At 52.4% G+C, this 15,752-nt stretch carries 16 protein-coding genes; 14 read left to right on the top strand and 2 right to left on the bottom strand.

The window, feature by feature from the left end:
- Positions 1 to 226 precede the first annotated feature (226 nt).
- The 8 genes from Q8O92_08210 (at position 227) to Q8O92_08175 (ending at position 8,226) form a co-directional block, all read left to right on the top strand.
- Positions 227 to 1,411, top strand: a complete 1,185-nt coding sequence (locus Q8O92_08210) for an aminotransferase class I/II-fold pyridoxal phosphate-dependent enzyme (GenBank protein MDP2983297.1) — start codon at positions 227 to 229, stop codon at positions 1,409 to 1,411.
- An 11-nt stretch (positions 1,412 to 1,422) separates the two neighbouring features.
- On the top strand, positions 1,423 to 2,625 hold the full coding sequence (gene argJ, locus Q8O92_08205; GenBank protein MDP2983296.1) for a bifunctional glutamate N-acetyltransferase/amino-acid acetyltransferase ArgJ: 1,203 nt from the start codon (positions 1,423 to 1,425) through the stop codon (positions 2,623 to 2,625).
- Between the two features lie 13 nt (positions 2,626 to 2,638).
- Positions 2,639 to 3,832 (top strand): pyridoxal phosphate-dependent aminotransferase, encoded by a 1,194-nt coding sequence (locus Q8O92_08200; GenBank protein MDP2983295.1) that lies wholly within the window; start codon positions 2,639 to 2,641, stop codon positions 3,830 to 3,832.
- A gap of 178 nt (positions 3,833 to 4,010) precedes the next feature.
- Positions 4,011 to 4,883 (top strand): ATP phosphoribosyltransferase, encoded by an 873-nt coding sequence (gene hisG / locus Q8O92_08195; protein MDP2983294.1) that lies wholly within the window; start codon positions 4,011 to 4,013, stop codon positions 4,881 to 4,883.
- Positions 4,883 to 6,175, top strand: coding sequence for a histidinol dehydrogenase (gene hisD, locus Q8O92_08190; GenBank protein ID MDP2983293.1), 1,293 nt, complete (start codon positions 4,883 to 4,885; stop codon positions 6,173 to 6,175). The genes hisG and hisD overlap by 1 nt, the downstream gene beginning before the upstream one ends.
- An 87-nt stretch (positions 6,176 to 6,262) precedes the next feature.
- Positions 6,263 to 7,351: a histidinol-phosphate transaminase gene (hisC, locus tag Q8O92_08185; GenBank protein ID MDP2983292.1), complete on the top strand. Its 1,089-nt coding sequence runs from the start codon at positions 6,263 to 6,265 to the stop codon at positions 7,349 to 7,351.
- A gap of 2 nt (positions 7,352 to 7,353) precedes the next feature.
- Entirely contained in the window at positions 7,354 to 7,941 is a 588-nt protein-coding gene (hisB, locus tag Q8O92_08180; GenBank protein MDP2983291.1) for an imidazoleglycerol-phosphate dehydratase HisB, read from the top strand.
- Positions 7,942 to 8,007: 66 nt separating this feature from the next.
- A complete protein-coding gene (locus Q8O92_08175; protein ID MDP2983290.1) occupies positions 8,008 to 8,226 on the top strand; it encodes a hypothetical protein in 219 nt (72 codons plus the stop codon).
- Positions 8,227 to 8,285: 59 nt separating this feature from the next.
- On the opposite strand, the gene Q8O92_08170 is transcribed toward Q8O92_08175, so the two are convergent.
- On the bottom strand, positions 8,286 to 8,699 hold the full coding sequence (locus tag Q8O92_08170; protein ID MDP2983289.1) for a F0F1 ATP synthase subunit epsilon: 414 nt from the start codon (positions 8,697 to 8,699) through the stop codon (positions 8,286 to 8,288).
- A gap of 2 nt (positions 8,700 to 8,701) precedes the next feature.
- Positions 8,702 to 10,102 carry a F0F1 ATP synthase subunit beta gene (gene atpD / locus Q8O92_08165; GenBank protein ID MDP2983288.1) on the bottom strand — a complete coding sequence of 467 codons (1,401 nt, stop codon included), beginning with the start codon at positions 10,100 to 10,102 and terminating at the stop codon, positions 8,702 to 8,704.
- A 196-nt stretch (positions 10,103 to 10,298) separates the two neighbouring features.
- Here atpD and ribD point away from each other — a divergent pair, with 196 nt between their 5' ends.
- From ribD to secA, 6 genes are all read left to right on the top strand, one after another.
- Positions 10,299 to 11,390 carry a bifunctional diaminohydroxyphosphoribosylaminopyrimidine deaminase/5-amino-6-(5-phosphoribosylamino)uracil reductase RibD gene (ribD, locus tag Q8O92_08160; GenBank protein ID MDP2983287.1) on the top strand — a complete coding sequence of 364 codons (1,092 nt, stop codon included), beginning with the start codon at positions 10,299 to 10,301 and terminating at the stop codon, positions 11,388 to 11,390.
- 161 nt (positions 11,391 to 11,551) lie between these two features.
- Positions 11,552 to 12,181, top strand: coding sequence for a riboflavin synthase (locus Q8O92_08155; protein MDP2983286.1), 630 nt, complete (start codon positions 11,552 to 11,554; stop codon positions 12,179 to 12,181).
- Between the two features lie 14 nt (positions 12,182 to 12,195).
- Positions 12,196 to 13,425, top strand: a complete 1,230-nt coding sequence (locus Q8O92_08150; protein MDP2983285.1) for a bifunctional 3,4-dihydroxy-2-butanone-4-phosphate synthase/GTP cyclohydrolase II — start codon at positions 12,196 to 12,198, stop codon at positions 13,423 to 13,425.
- Position 13,426: 1 nt separating this feature from the next.
- Entirely contained in the window at positions 13,427 to 13,897 is a 471-nt protein-coding gene (gene ribE / locus Q8O92_08145; GenBank protein ID MDP2983284.1) for a 6,7-dimethyl-8-ribityllumazine synthase, read from the top strand.
- 1 nt (position 13,898) lies between these two features.
- Positions 13,899 to 14,372, top strand: coding sequence for a transcription antitermination factor NusB (gene nusB / locus Q8O92_08140; protein MDP2983283.1), 474 nt, complete (start codon positions 13,899 to 13,901; stop codon positions 14,370 to 14,372).
- Between the two features lie 256 nt (positions 14,373 to 14,628).
- Positions 14,629 to 15,752: preprotein translocase subunit SecA (gene secA, locus Q8O92_08135; protein MDP2983282.1), on the top strand; the 1,124-nt coding region annotated here is incomplete at its 3' end.

Genomic DNA, 15,752 nt, shown 5'->3' with positions numbered 1-15,752 from the left:
ATTCAATTATATTTTGGCAAAAGGGAATGTTGGTCTAAAAGATTGGATCCCCCCTGACCCCCCTTATTAAGGGGGGAAAACCCTTCAATTGGAAGCTTCTCGTGAAGGGAGAAAGTGTATCTCCTTTTTGAAGTTCCCCCCTTAATAAGGGGGGATGCCGAAGGCAGGGGGGATCATAGATTCAAAAATGAGTTGAGAGCTAACTTATAGAAAGGCTATTTACTTCATGAATAATGAATACAGGCGCTCAGCACGGCTGGAAAAGCTTCCTCCCTACCTGTTCGGCAGGCTGAACGATCAAAAATTGAAGATGCGCCGAGAGGGCATCGATATAATCGATTTCGGGATGGGCAATCCAAACATACCCTCTCCTCCGGCAGTGGTGGAAAAACTGCGCGAGGCGGTGGGGGACCCGAAAACGCACCGTTATTCTGCAAGCCGTGGAATTCCGAATATCCGAAAGGCCGTCTGCCGGCAGTACAAGCATCTCTACGATGTCGATCTCGACTGGGAAACAGAATCCATTGCCCTTTTGGGGTCGAAAGAGGGGCTTTCCCATCTCATGCTGGCCCTGCTAGATACCGGCGATTCGGTCATGGTGACCAATCCCACCTTCCCGGTGCACATCTACAGCGTGGTGATCGCAGGAGGGAATGTTGTTGCGGTTCCGCTGACCGAAAAAACCGGATTCATCCCGGCGATGGAGGATATTTCCCGCGAGATCTGGCCGAAACCGAAAGCCATAGTGCTCTCGTTTCCGCATAACCCGACTACCGCCTGTGTCGATCTGGATTTCTTCGGCGAGATTATTGAATTCGCCAGGCGCACAAATACCATCGTTGTACACGATTTCGCGTATGCGCAGTTGGGATTTGACGGGTATGCGCCGCCGAGCATTCTCCAGATCCCCGGCGCCAAAGACATAGCGGTCGAATTTACCACCATGTCGAAAGCATACAGCATGGCCGGCTGGCGGGTCGGTTTCTGCGTCGGTAGCGCACGGGTAGTTCAGGACCTTTACAGCATCAAAGGATATTTCGATTACGGAATTTTCACACCCGTCCAGGTGGCGGCCATTGCTGCGCTTGACGGGTCCCAGGACTGTGTGACGGAGACGGTAAAAATCTACCAGAAGCGCCGTGATGTCTTTATTGACGGGCTGGCCAAGATAGGGTGGGACGTCCCGCGTCCCCGTGCGACCATGTATATCTGGGCGCCTATACCGGAGCAATACCACGCACTGGGTTCCATGGAGTTTTCGATGAAACTTCTCAAGGAAGCCGAGGTAGTTGTTTCCCCGGGGATCGCTTTCGGCGGACTTGGCGACGGGTATATCCGGATCTCGCTTGTGGAAAATGAGCATCGCATCAATCAGGCAATCAGGAATATCAAAAAGTGTCTGTTCTCATAAGGAGTTTGGTATTGAAAGACATACCCGGAGGAATCACGGCGCCTCTCGGTTTCCGCGCAGGAACAGCCGAATGTGGAATTAAATATCCGGGAAGACCGGATCTTGTGATTATCGCTTCCGACTCTGCCGCCTCCTGCGCCGGCATGTTTACTACCAACCGTATCAAAGGAGCTCCGGTGCTGGTGAGCCGTGAGAATCTACAGAACGGGAGCGCACGGGCCATAATCGCCAACAGCGGCAACGCCAATACCTGTAACGGCGAAGATGGAATTGCCGCCGCCATGACCATGACCATCGAAACAGCCCGTTATCTGATATGCGACCCTTCCGAGATACTGGTGGCTTCCACAGGAGTGATCGGGAGACCTTTCCCCATCGATCGGGTAGTGGCCGGAATTCCCCGGGCGATCGGCAGCCTTTCACGAGCCAGCGGAAATCTTGCGGCGCGGGCAATCATGACCACAGACACCGTTCCGAAAGAAACCGCTGTTGAAATCGATATGGGCGATGCGTTTGTCCGGATCGGAGCGATTGCCAAGGGCGCCGGAATGATCTGTCCGGACATGGCTACCCTCTTGTGTTTCATCACCACGGATGCGGATATCGAGTCGGCGGTTCTCCGCAGAGCGCTGAAACATGCCGTTTCGGTAAGCTTCAACTGCATCACGGTTGATGGAGACATGTCCACCAACGATACGGTGCTCGTGCTGGCCAACGGCAGGGCAGGAAATACGTCACTGAAAAGCCGTTCCAGGGCATTCGACCAGTTCACCGAGGGTTTGACCGAGGTTTGCCTGCGCATGGCGAAAGCGCTGGTCAGCGACGGCGAAGGGGCGACGAAATTCATCACTATCCGGGTTGCAGGTGCGGCAGGTAAAGAGGACGCCCGACAGGTTGGTCTATCCATCGCCAATTCACCGCTGGTGAAAACAGCTTTCTTCGGATGCGATCCCAATTGGGGAAGAATCATCTGCGCCGCAGGATATTCGGGAGTTGCCATCGACGAGGCGCATGTCACCATCGCCCTACAAGGTGTTCCCCTGTTCGATGCCGGGCGTGCGCTTCTCATAAACGAACATGAGATGAGGAAAAAATTGAACACCCGTGAGATAACCGTTGATGTAAATCTGGGTATGGGACAGGCGGATGCGGTAATCTATACCACCGACATCTCTCATGAATACATTAACATAAACGCGGAATACACCACCTGACGAAGGAGAATGCATGATTCTTTCGCCCGCAGTCCGAAATATCAAACCTTCAATGACCCTGGCGATCAGCGCCCGGGCCAACGCGATGAAAGCCCGTGGAATCGATGTTATTCCTTTAAGCGCGGGGGAGCCTGATTTCGATACTCCAAAACACATCTGCGATGCCGCCTGCGAAGCCATCCGGAGCGGTTTCACACGGTATACCGCTTCTTCCGGCATTGCGGAATTGAAAAAAGCTATTTGTGACAAATTCCATCGCGACAACGGTCTGGACTATGCACCCGCCCAGGTGATGGTGAACTGCGGGGCAAAGCACAGCGATTTCCTGGTGATATTCTCCATGATCGGTCCGGGCGACGAAGTGATCATCCCTTCGCCCTACTGGCTCTCGTACCCGGAAATGGTATGCCTGGCGGGCGGAAAACCGGTAATCATTCCCTGCAGGGAAGAGAACGGTTTCAAGATCACTCATCTTCAATTGAAGGAGGCGATCACCCCCCGTACCCGTCTGCTTATCATGAACACCCCTTCCAATCCGACAGGAATGATTTACAGCGGGGAAGAGCTTGGGGAACTCGGCAAGGTAATAGTCGAATCCGGTATCCATGTCCTGTCCGACGAGATATATGAAATGCTCATTTATGACGGGCAACGGCATGTTTCCATCGGCTCGCTTTCCAGGGAGCTGTTTGCGCATACCATCACAGTGAACGGTGTATCGAAAGCCTACAGCATGACCGGCTGGCGCATCGGATACACCGCCGGGCCGGAGGAGCTGATCAAGGCAATGGATGCGGTGCAGAGCCAGGAGGTGTCCAATCCGACATCGATTTCCCAGAAAGCGGCGCTGGCCGCGCTTACCGGACCCCAGGATTTCATCGAGGTGATGGTTAGAGAGTATGACCGGCGCAGACGGTATATGGTGGATCGGCTTAACACTGTTCACGGTGTTCGCTGTGTCATGCCGGAGGGGGCATTTTATGTGTTTCCCGATGTTTCGACCCTGTACGGGAGGAACTTTAAAGGGAAGCTGATCTCCGGGTCGGCTGCGTTCTGTGATTACATGCTCGATGAGTGGAAAATCGCCATTATACCAGGCGCTCCTTTCGGCGCCGATACACATGTGCGGCTTTCCTACACAGTCCCTATGGACATTATGGAAAGAGCCCTTGACCGTTTCGAGGAAGGAATCCGGGCGCTGGAATAATAAGAAGTGACAAAGTGGCAAAGTGACAAAGTAGAAGACAAGAATGAAGGATGAAAAAAATTTGAATCCGGAATCCGGAACCTAAGTTTTGTACTTTTGCCTCTGTGCCTTTGTGCCTTCTCTTTTTACTTTGCACCTTTGTCCCTTTGTCACTAAAAAAAAAGAGGAAAATCAAATCATGAATAAAATAAAACTGGGTCTCCCCAAAGGGAGTCTCCAGGAATCCACATTCGATCTTTTCAAAAAAGCAGGTTACCGGATTCGGCTTTCCGATCGCTCCTATGTCCCTAGTATCGATGACCCCGAGCTGGAAGGTCTTCTCATCCGCGCGCAGGAGATGGCCCACTATGTGGAGGACGGCGTACTTGACGCCGGTATTACCGGCCAGGACTGGGTACAGGAATACGAATCCGATGTGATCGAGGTTTCCAGGCTCCTGTATGCACGTGGAGGGTTTGTCCCCGTGCGCTGGATAGTGGCGGTTCCGGAAGATTCCGAAATCAGGGATATTTCCCAGTTAGCCGGAAAGCGTATCGCCACCGAGCTGGTGAATTATACAAAAAGATATTTCAAGGATCGAGGAATCGAAGCGCATATCGAGTTCAGCTGGGGGGCGACTGAAGTCAAGCCTCCGGAGCTGGCTGACGCCATAGTGGATGTCACGGTTACCGGGTCCTCCCTTCGCGCCAACAATCTCAGGATTATAGATACCATCCTGGAATCCACCACGGTGCTGGTGATGAATCGCGCCGCTTACGCCGACCGGTGGAAACGTGAGAAGGTGGAAAATCTCGCCCTGCTCCTTCAGGGGGCGCTCAACGCCGAGTTCAAGGTCGGTTTGAAAATGAATCTGCCCGCCGCAAAGCTTGAAGAGCTTTCCGCTCTCCTGCCCAGCCTGCAGAATCCCACGGTTTCCCATCTCAAGGATCCGGGGTGGCTGGCAATCGAAGTCATTATCGATGAGGCGAAAGTGCGCGAGCTGATTCCGGTGCTCAAGAAACACGGCGCCGAGGGAATCATCGAGTACCCTCTGAACAAGGTAATCTATTGATGAAAATTGTGGAATACTCCCCAGAATTGCTACCGAAGCTTTCCGCGCTTGCCGATACAGCTTTTGACCCGGAAATCGAGCGGCATGTAAAGACTATCATCCAGGACGTTCGCAAGCGCGGCGATGCAGCAGTTATCGAATATACCAGCCGCTTCGACAGTGTGGATATCGCCTCCATCGAGCGTGTAAGTCAAAGCGAGATGCATGATCTCCATGCCCGGGTCGATGCTGATTTCCTGCTTGCGCTCCGTGAGGCCATAAAAAATGTCCGCCGTTTTCATGCCGAACAGGTCCGGGAGTCATATTGGATCGAAGGCGGAAACGGAGTAAAACTCGGGATGCGGTATACTCCGCTCTCTTCCGTGGGCCTGTATGTTCCGGGGGGCGCGGCCGCCTATCCATCCACTATTGTGATGAATGCGGTTCCGGCTCAGGTTGCCGGTGTGGAGCGGATCGTGGCGGTTACCCCGCCGGCGCGTTTCCGTGAAAATCCCCATGTGGCGGCGGCGTTTGTGGAACTGGGTCTTGAAGAAATTTACACTGTCGGAGGCGCGCAGGCGGTTGCTGCGCTTGCTTATGGAACGGAGAGCATTCAACGGGTGGACAAAATCGTCGGGCCGGGAAATATGTATGTCGCTGTCGCCAAAAAGCTCGTTTACGGTGTGGTGGATATCGACATGATTGCCGGACCATCCGAGATAGTGGTAGTGGCGGATGAAACGGCGAATCCCGCCTATGCCGCCGCTGATCTCCTCAGCCAGGCCGAGCACGGGAGCGGAATGGAGAAGGTTATGCTCCTGACCACGTCACAGGATTTTGCTCTCGCTGTAAACGATGAGCTGAAACGCCAGGTTGAGGAACTCAGCCGTTCGGCATGCATTAAAGAGGTTCTTGACCGGAATGAAATCATCATTGTCAGGAATCTTGACGAGGCCGCCGATGCGGTGAATGCGATTGCGCCCGAACACCTGGAGTTGATGGTGGAAAAACCGTATGACCTGCTGGAAAAGATAAAGAACGCCGGGGCGGTGTTCCTTGGAGAATATTCTCCGGAGCCGGTTTCGGACTATTTTGCCGGGCCGAACCATGTGCTGCCCACTTCGGGCGCCGCACGGTATGCCTCGCCGCTTGGAGTGTACGATTTCCAGAAATGTATGAATGTGGTTGAATATACCCGTGAGGCAATCTTGAAAAACGGCGGTAAGATTGACCGTCTTGCCCGCGCCGAGGGTTTCGATGCCCACGCCCGCGCGGTGACAATAAGGATGAAGGACGAAATAAAAAAAATCTGAAATCTGAAATCTGAAATACTATTTTATTTCCTTATTCGCTGTCATGCCGAACTTGTTTCGGCATCTATATTCAATAGAGTTTCTAATATGAAAAACGATACGGTAATTAACAGGGTGAAACCAGAAGTGCGGGCGATCTCGGCCTACACTCTTCGTGAATACGAGTACGAGATCAAAATCAATCAGAACGAGAACCCGTACGATGTCCCCCGTACGCTGAAGAAGGAAATTCTTGATTTCGCGCTGGAGAGGAGCTGGTCGCGCTATCCGCCGTTTGTTCCGGAAGAACTTAAGGAGCGTCTGGCTGCCTATGCCGGTTGGAAACCGGAAGGAGTGCTGGTGGGAAACGGGTCAAATGAGATCATTCTCGCTCTCCTCACCGTGTTCCTTGCGCCGGGGAAAAAACTGGTGATACCTACGCCGACATTCACTCTCTACCGCCTTATCGGTGCGGTTGTCGGCGCGGATGTGATTTCTGTTCCGCTGAACAAGGATTATACATTCGATTGCGAGGTTCTGGAGGAACGATTTCTCCGTGAGGGTGATATGCTCGTCATCTGCTCTCCCAACAACCCTACGGGATGCCTGTATCCCGTATCACGGATTACCGGAATTCTGGAAAAAACGAGCGCGCCGGTGGTTATAGATGAGGCGTACTTCGAGTTTTCCGGTGAAACTGCGGCAGGCTTGCTTAGAGAATATTCCAACCTGATAGTGCTTCGCACTTTTTCAAAAGCCTTTTCCCTTGCCGGCCTTCGTGTTGGATACGGCCTCATGAACCCCGAACTGGCCAGGGAAGTAGGGAAGGCCAAGCTTCCCTACAACATAAACTTTTTATCCATTGCAGCCGCCATGAAACTTTTAAACAGCTATAAACAACTGGAAGCCTCCGTTAAAGATATTATCAGAGAACGTGAACCTCTGATTCAGGCGATGAACCAAATCGAGGGAGTGACCGCCTACCCGAGCCGCGCCAATTTCATCCTGTTCGAAACTCCCTTTGCGCCAAAAAAGATATTTGAAAAATTACTTGCAGAAGGGATACTTATCCGCGATGTATCTTCATATCCAATGCTTGAGAAAGCCCTTCGGGTATCGGTTTCCACTCAATCCGATAACCGTCGATTTCTGAATTCTCTTACCCGGATAATGAACGAACTGAAAGATGAGAGGTAATTATGGCGAGATCGGCGATCTGGAAACGAAAAACGAAAGAAACGGATATCACGCTCTCCATAACCCTCGATGGCGCCGGAGAGTCGGTAGTGCACACGGGGATCGGATTTTTCGATCATATGCTCATCCTGTTTGCCCGGCATGGATTTTTTGATCTGACAGTGGACTGTAGAGGGGATACCCAGGTTGATTATCACCATTCCGTGGAGGATGTGGGCATCTCGCTCGGGCAGGCGTTCAATGAGGCGCTAGGTGATAAATCCGGTATTGCCCGGTACGGTTATGCGTATGTGCCGATGGAGTATGCGCTGGCCCGTGCGGTTGTAGACATTTCCGGCCGGAGCGCCCTGGATTACCGGGTAAATGCGGGAGTGGAGAAGATCGGCGCCTTTGATATCGAGCTGGTTCCCGAATTCTTTAAAGCGTTTTCGGATAACGCCCGTATCAATCTTCACCTCGATCTGATCAAATCTTCGAACGGTCACCATGATATCGAGGCGGTGTTCAAGGCTTTTGCGCGCGCCCTTGCCGATGCCGTTCGTCTCGATGCGCGGGTGAAAGGTCAGCACAGCAGCAAAGGAATGCTGTAAAGAGAATTCGATACTTGTTCAACTACGTTGCCGCTACGGTTAAGCTTCTTAAAGGAGGTGCGACCAATGACAAAACTTTTGGCTCATGTTTTTGAAAAAGTTTCCGGGCTTCCAGATGAGCTACAGGATCAGCTTGCCAGTGAGATGCTGGAGGAGATCGATTGGGAGTCTCGTTGGGATCATACCCTGGATATTTCACAGAAAAAGCTGGAGCAATTGGCGGAGAGTGCTGTGCAGGAATATCACGCAGGTAAGACGAAAGAAAAAGGGTTCGACAAACTGTGAGATCCCATGTCACCGAGCAAAAGTAAAATACTTTGAACCTTTGTTACTTTGCCACTTCATTATATAAAATCCGCCACATGCAGGCGGTTGAGCGCCCGAAGGAGAGCCAGCTTGGCCCGTTCTTCATCAATAGGCACTTCCTTCTTCGCAGCCAGGCGTTTCGCAGCCCTTTCTTTGGCCACCAGTGCTCTCGCCTTGTCAATGGAATCGGCCGGTTCAGCAGTCCTCGCCAGAATGACTGTTCGGTCGGGCATGACTTCGCAGAATCCCCCTGATACGCTCAGATAATACTTTTTCCCGCCCTTGTCATAAACCAGAGGGCCGACTTTGAGGCTGGTCAGGAACTGGGTATGTCCGGGAAGAATCTGGAATTCACCCTGAGCCCCCGTGGCGACAATAGAATCCACATCTTCGGAAACCAGTACCCGTTCCGGTGTAATGATTTCCAGGCGGAATGTACTCGCTTCGCTCATGGTTACTGCCGCTCCAAAATCTTTTTGCCCTTTTCAACTGCCATTTCAATCGGTCCGACACTGATGAAGGCCTGTTCGGGCAGATGATCGTGTTTCCCTTCGATGATCTCTCTGAAACCTTTGATAGTTTCAAGAAGGGGGATATACTGCCCCTTGAGGCCGGTGAACTGTTCGGCCACAAAGAAAGGCTGTCCCAGGAAACGCTCTATTTTACGCGCTCTCTGTACGGTCAGCTTGTCCTCGTCGGAAAGCTCATCAATGCCGAGAATGTTGATAATGTCCTGAAGGTCTTTGTAGCGCTGCAGGATGTTCTGCACATTGTGGGCGGTATGGTAATGATCGTACCCCACGATTCGCGGGTTAAGAATTCGGGAGGTGGAGTCAAGGGGGTCAACTGCGGGGTATATGCCTTTTTCTACGATGGCGCGGTTCAGCACGGTTGTGGCGTCAAGGTGGGAGAAGGTGGTCGCCGGCGCCGGGTCGGTAAGGTCGTCCGCCGGAACATAAATTGCCTGCACGGAAGTGATAGATCCTTTCCGGGTGGAGGTAATTCGCTCCTGGAGAGCGCCCATCTCGGTGGACAGGGTCGGCTGGTACCCTACCGCCGAGGGCATACGGCCCAGGAGTGCGGATACTTCCGAGCCGGCCTGCACGAACCGGAAGATATTGTCGATGAAAAGGAGCACATCCTTTCCCTCGGCGTCACGGAAGTATTCTGCCACTGTGAGCGCCGTCAATCCTACCCGCTGACGGGCTCCCGGAGGTTCGTTCATCTGGCCGAACACCAGGGCAGTGGAATTTATCACTCCCGATTCGTTGAAATCAAGCCACAAGTCGTTCCCCTCACGGGTGCGCTCGCCGACGCCGCCGAAAACCGAGATGCCGGAGTGCTGTTTGGCGACATTGTTGATAAGCTCCATGATGAGAACTGTTTTTCCCACTCCCGCTCCGCCGAACAGACCGATTTTGCCTCCCCTCGGATACGGCTCCAGGAGATCGATTACTTTTATGCCGGTTTCCAGCATGGTTGTTTCGATATTCTGGTCGCTGAATGAAGGTGCAGGGCGATGAATGGGGAGATGGGTTTTCGCGTTAACCGGGCCCTTGCCGTCAATCGGTTCCCCGATCACATTCAGCATGCGGCCCAGAGTTTCCGGCCCCACGGGAACCGTGATCGGCTTTTCCGTATTGATGACCGGCATGCCGCGCACCAGACCGTCGGTGGAATCCATGGCCACACAGCGCACGACATTTTCACCCAGATGAATCTGGGCTTCGGCCACTAGTTTTGTTGCATCCTTACGTTTAATGATCAGCGCATCGAGGATGTTGGGGACTGAACCAGCAGGAAACTCGATATCTATAACCGGTCCGATAATTTGGACGATTCTCCCCTCATTCATGAATCCGCTCCTTTATAATGAAAGAGAGTATACATTACATGTATTTGCATTTTGAATCGGTCTAAGTTACACAATTGCAAATAAATAGTCAAGGCATATTCTTTGGACTGATCAGGCCGGAAGTGCTTGGAATTGTCCGAAATATCTTGTATATTTTAAGTTTATAAGGTTGCATTCAGGAGGGACCGATACCAGCATGAATTCAACGGGAACCGATACTGACCGGCGTTATATGGAATTGGCCCTTTCTCTTGCAGAAAAAGGCCTTGGCACAACCAGTCCCAATCCTATGGTCGGCGCAGTCATTGTTCGTGATGGAGAGATCATCGGCCGGGGATTCCACCGTAAAGCCGGAGATGATCATGCCGAAATTACTGCTCTCAGGGAAGCCGGAGAGCGCGCCCGCGGCGCGACGCTTTATGTTACTCTGGAACCCTGCTGCCATTTCGGCAAAACTCCTCCCTGCACAGAATCTATTGTCAAAAGCGGCATACGCAGGGTGGTTGCGGCCATGTCCGATCCCAATCCGCTAGTATGCGGCGGAGGTTTCACCAGCCTCCGTCAGCAGCACATCGAGACAGAATCCGGCGTCCTGGAAAATCGTGCACGAAAACTGAACGAAGCCTATCTCAAATACATCAGTACAAAAATCCCGTTCGTGACTCTGAAACTGGCTATGACCCTGGACGGAAGGATTGCTGCACCAGACGGCAGCAGCAGGTGGATTACCGGCCCGGAATCCAGGAAGCGTGTTCATCTTCTCCGGGCATGGTCCGATGCTGTCATGGTGGGAGTCGGGACCGTGCTCGCCGATAATCCGAAGCTCACCGTGCGCGATGCGGAAGGTTCTGACCCCTGGCGGGTTATTCTCGATTCTCACTTGCGAAGCCCTCTTAATTCCCATGTTTTTGCCGATGCCCGGGCAATTGTTGTTGCTGCGGAAAAGCCTGACACCGGCAAACTGCAGGAACTGGGGCGGCGGGGAATAGAAGTTTGGAAAATGGAAAGCAAAGAGGGTAATATATCGTTGCACAATGTCCTCAAGAGGCTGGGGGAACAATTGATGACCAGTATCCTCTGCGAAGGCGGCGCAGCTCTCGCCGCTTCCCTTCTCCGCGAGGGACTTGCGGATAAAGTATGCATATTTTTCGCTCCGAAAATACTAGGGCAAGGGATCGATGGGATCGGTGACCTGGGAATACAAACCATCGACAGAGCAATTCATCTCGGGAACCGGGAAGTTGAAGAGCTGGGCGAAGATATCCTGATAACCGGCTATCCGGAATAATACGCGTGTTTTAAGCGATTAGATCCTGAAACGAGTTCAGGATGACACGTGTCATGACGAACTTGTTGCCGCTTCGCGGGAACGATGAAACCGTTTCGGCATCTAATTTGAAAAGAAACGCATGTCGCAATTTATAACTTAAATTTTAACGAGAATTTGATATGTTTACCGGCTTGATTGAAGAAGTGGGTAAGGTGGTTTCCACAGTCCGTCGCGGATCGATGATGGATATCACCATTGAAGCGCATGTCATTCTGGATGACATGAAGCTCGGAGACAGCGTGTCCATAAGCGGGGCCTGTCAGACGGTCACCGGCTTCGATACTTCCACGTTCACTGTACAGGCTGTTGAAGAAACGTTGCGCCGTTCTACCCTTGGAGATCTGGCGAACGGCGAAGCAGTCAACCTGGAGCGGTCGCTCCGACTCATGGACCGGCTTGGCGGACACCTGGTCCAGGGCCATGTGGACGGAACCGGGAAAATTACCCGTATCGGCGGTACAGGTGAAAACAAGCTGATATCAATAGCTCAGCCGCCGGAGCTTTCCCGGTATATTGTGGAAAAGGGATCCATCGCCGTCGATGGCGTCAGCCTCACGGTAACCTATGCCAGGGCCGCTGAATTCAGGGTTTCAGTGATACCGCACACCCTCGGCGCGACAACTCTAAGCCGTGCACGGGTGGGAGATCGGGTAAACCTGGAAACCGACATCATCGCCAAGTATGTGGAGAAACTCCTCGGCCCGAAGGACCCGCTCTCCATGCACCACCTGGAAGAACTTGGATTTTAAGGAGAATAAAATAAATGCCGGATTTCAGCTCCATAGAAACCGCTCTTGAGAATATCAAGAACGGGAAGATGGTACTCGTTGTGGATGATGCATCGGCGGAAACCGAAGGCGACCTGATCATGTCCGCCGAACTTGTCACCGCTCAGGACATCAACTTTTTAACCCGTGAAGGGGGAGGATTGGTCGCGGTTGCCGGAACACCGGAAAGAATCGAAGAACTGAATCTTGAGCTGACCGGAGTGCGAACAAAGACTTTGCGGGATACCCGGTTCGGTGTGACCATAGATGCCTTGAAAGGCACCAATTCCGGGGCTTCTGCCGCCGAGAGGGCGGCAACGATACGCCTTTTTACCGACAGCGCTGCAAAAGCCTCAGATTTCGCCCGTCCCGGACATGTTTCCACGCTCAAGGGATTGGAAGGCGGAGTCCTGTCCAGGGTCGGACATACTGAGGCGGCGATTGATCTGACCCGTCTGGCCGGAAAAAAACCGGCGGGTGTTTTATGCATGGTCATGGCGCCGGACGGCAGTGTCGCCAAACTCCCATACCTGAAAGAATTTGCGGAAAAACATGGATTTACCATTATTTCCATCAGTGACCTCATCGCCTACCGCAGGACGAGGGAAAAGCTGGTCGAATGTGTGGTTTCGGTGAATCTTCCCACCAAATACGGGACATTCGAGTTGAAACTCTATGAGAGCGAGATCGACGATCACCATCACCTCGCCCTGGTGAAGGGAGATGTTGCCACGGAGGAGCCGGTGCTTGTGCGGGTTCACTCGGAGTGTCTCACCGGAGATATTCTCGGCTCGCTGAGATGCGATTGCGGCGAACAGCTTTCCGCTGCGCTGGCCATGGTGGAGAAGGAAGGCCGCGGTGTGGTGCTCTACATGCGTCAGGAGGGACGAGGAATCGGTCTGGCCAATAAAATAAGGGCATACAGGCTCCAGGATACGGGAGTTGACACCGTCGAAGCCAACCTTCTGCTTGGATTCCCGGCGGATCTCCGTGATTATGGCATCGGCGCCCAGATATTGGTCGATCTCGGCATAAAAAAAATACGATTGATGACCAACAACCCCAAAAAAATAGTGGGGCTGGAAGGTTACGGCCTTGAAATTGTTGAGCGTGTGCCGGTAGAGGTTCCCGCCAACTGTGAGAATGCTTTCTACCTGCAGACGAAAAAAGACAAGATGGGGCATCTTCTGAGTATGGAACACATTCACAAATCAAAGGAGAAATGACGTGGCGCGAATATTGGAAGGCGAGCTGACCGCAAAAAACAGGCGATTTGCGATCATAGTATCACGGTTTAACGAACTCATCGGGCGAAAGCTTCTCGAAGGCGCCCTGGATTGCCTCAACCGTCATGAAGCCGCGGAAAACAGTATCGACGTCATCTGGGTTCCCGGAGCATTTGAAATTCCTCTGGCGGCGAAAAAAGCCGCCGAATCCGGCGCCTATGACTCGGTTATCTGTCTCGGTGCTGTTATACGCGGGGAAACGCCGCACTTTGATTTTGTCGCAGCCGAGACCTCGAAAGGCATCGCTCAGGCGGGCATGCAGACCGGTGTGCCTGTCATTTTCGGCGTCATCACCACCGATACGGTCGAGCAGGCGGTAAACCGCGCAGGCACCACCGCCGGAAACCGTGGATTTGACGCCGCTATGGCCGCAATTGAAATGAGCAATCTGATCGGGAAGATCGGTAAGTAACATGAATTCCCAACGCAAAGCCCGTGAAGCCGTGATCAGGGCGCTTTACCTCAGCGAGAGCCGCGGAATGACCGCCGATGAAGCCTTCCGGGAAATGTCCGCCATTGACAGGGAAATGGCGGAAAAGGCAGGGGATCCCGAAGCCGATACGCTGAAACCGTTCGCGCTCGGCCTGAGCAGCGAAAAGAAAAAATATGCTCTGGCTCTGGCGCATCTCATCGAGGATAACAGGGAGAAAATAAACGAGCTGATCAAACCGGTGTTGAAGAACTGGAATTTTTCACGTGTGTCTCGGATCGATCGGATCATTCTCTGGATCGCGCTGGCGGAAATGCTCTACATGCTGGATATTCCGCCCAGCGTCTCCATAAATGAAGCGATAGAGTTGGCCAAAAAGTTTAGTTCGCACAAAAGCCCGGGCTTTATCAACGGGGTGCTCGATTCCATCGCCCGGAATCTGGGACTTTTATGTTGAATTACTGATAGAAAAATCTCCCGATCAAGGTATTATTTGATATATTTTTGAGGCTTTTGTAAAAGTCGTGTTTTACGTAAAAAGAAACGAGTATTTTTTAACTACAGCCCCCTAAAAGTTAGGTGTAAAAGGCAGTTCTCTCTAAAGCAGCTTCCTGATTCGAATTGAGGCATTGACCCTGAAACAAGTTCAGGGTGACCGGGCTGAGTCATGCCGAACTTGTTTCGGCATCTAATTATTATAGATTGGGTTAACAATGAGCGCAGGTATAGGCGAAATATTCTCACGTACACTTACCAGGATTTTCGGCTCGAAAAATGAACGGGAAATAAAGACCCTTCAGCCTTTTGTCGATGAGATCAACGAAATCTATACCGAACTTTCGTCTCTCACCGATGAGGAACTCAAAGGAAAGACCGCGGAATTCCGTCAGCGCCTGGCCGATGGGGAAACTACGGATGACATCATGACTGAGGCGTACGCCTGTGTGAAAGAAGTCTGCCGGAGGCTGATGGGGAAGAAGTGGCTGGTCACCGGACATGAAATCACCTGGGACATGATTCCGTTCGATTGCCAGTTGGCGGGAGCAATCGTACTCCATCAGGGGAAAATCGCCGAAATGGCCACCGGTGAAGGAAAAAGCCTGGTTGCCACCATGCCTCTTTACCTGAATGCTCTCCCCGGAAAGGGTACGCACTTTGTGACCGTCAACGATTACCTGGTAAAGCGTGACGTTGATTGGTACGGCAAGATTTACGATATGCTGGGGCTGACGGTTGGTTCTCTTGTCAGCGATACCTCCACCGAGGAGCACAAGGCAGCCTATAACTGCGACATCACCTATGGAACCAATAACGAATTCGGTTTCGATTATCTCCGCGACAACATGGCAATCCGTCCGGAGGATGTAGTCCAGCGTGAATTCTATTATGCGCTCGTGGATGAGGTGGACTCGGTACTTATCGATGAGGCGCGTACTCCGCTCATCATCAGCGGCCCTGTCGGCGGCACATCCACCCATAAGTACGAAGAGATGAAACCGCTTGTGTCTGGCCTTGTAGGCCAGCAGATGCGCCTCGTTAACACCAAGATTGCGGATGCGGAAAAACTCCTCGACACTGGTAATGAATACGAAGCCGGCACCCTGCTCCTGCAGGCTCAGCGCGGAACTCCGAAAAACAAACGCCTTATGAAACTTATCGCCGATCGGCCCGAGATGAAGAAGCTCATCATGGGTGTGGAAAACGATTATCTGCGGGACAAGCGCATGCCGGAAATCGACGAGGAGCTCCTCTTTGTCGTGGATGAGAAGAATCATACCATCAACTTCAGAGATATAGCGCTGAACGGTATGCATCAGGTAGAACGCGATGTATTTGT

Source organism: Candidatus Latescibacter sp. (assembly GCA_030692375.1).
Taxonomy (GTDB): domain Bacteria; phylum Latescibacterota; class Latescibacteria; order Latescibacterales; family Latescibacteraceae; genus JAUYCD01.
The sequence above is the reverse complement of the archived record's forward strand: the minus strand, read 5'-3'. Positions and strand labels throughout refer to the sequence as shown.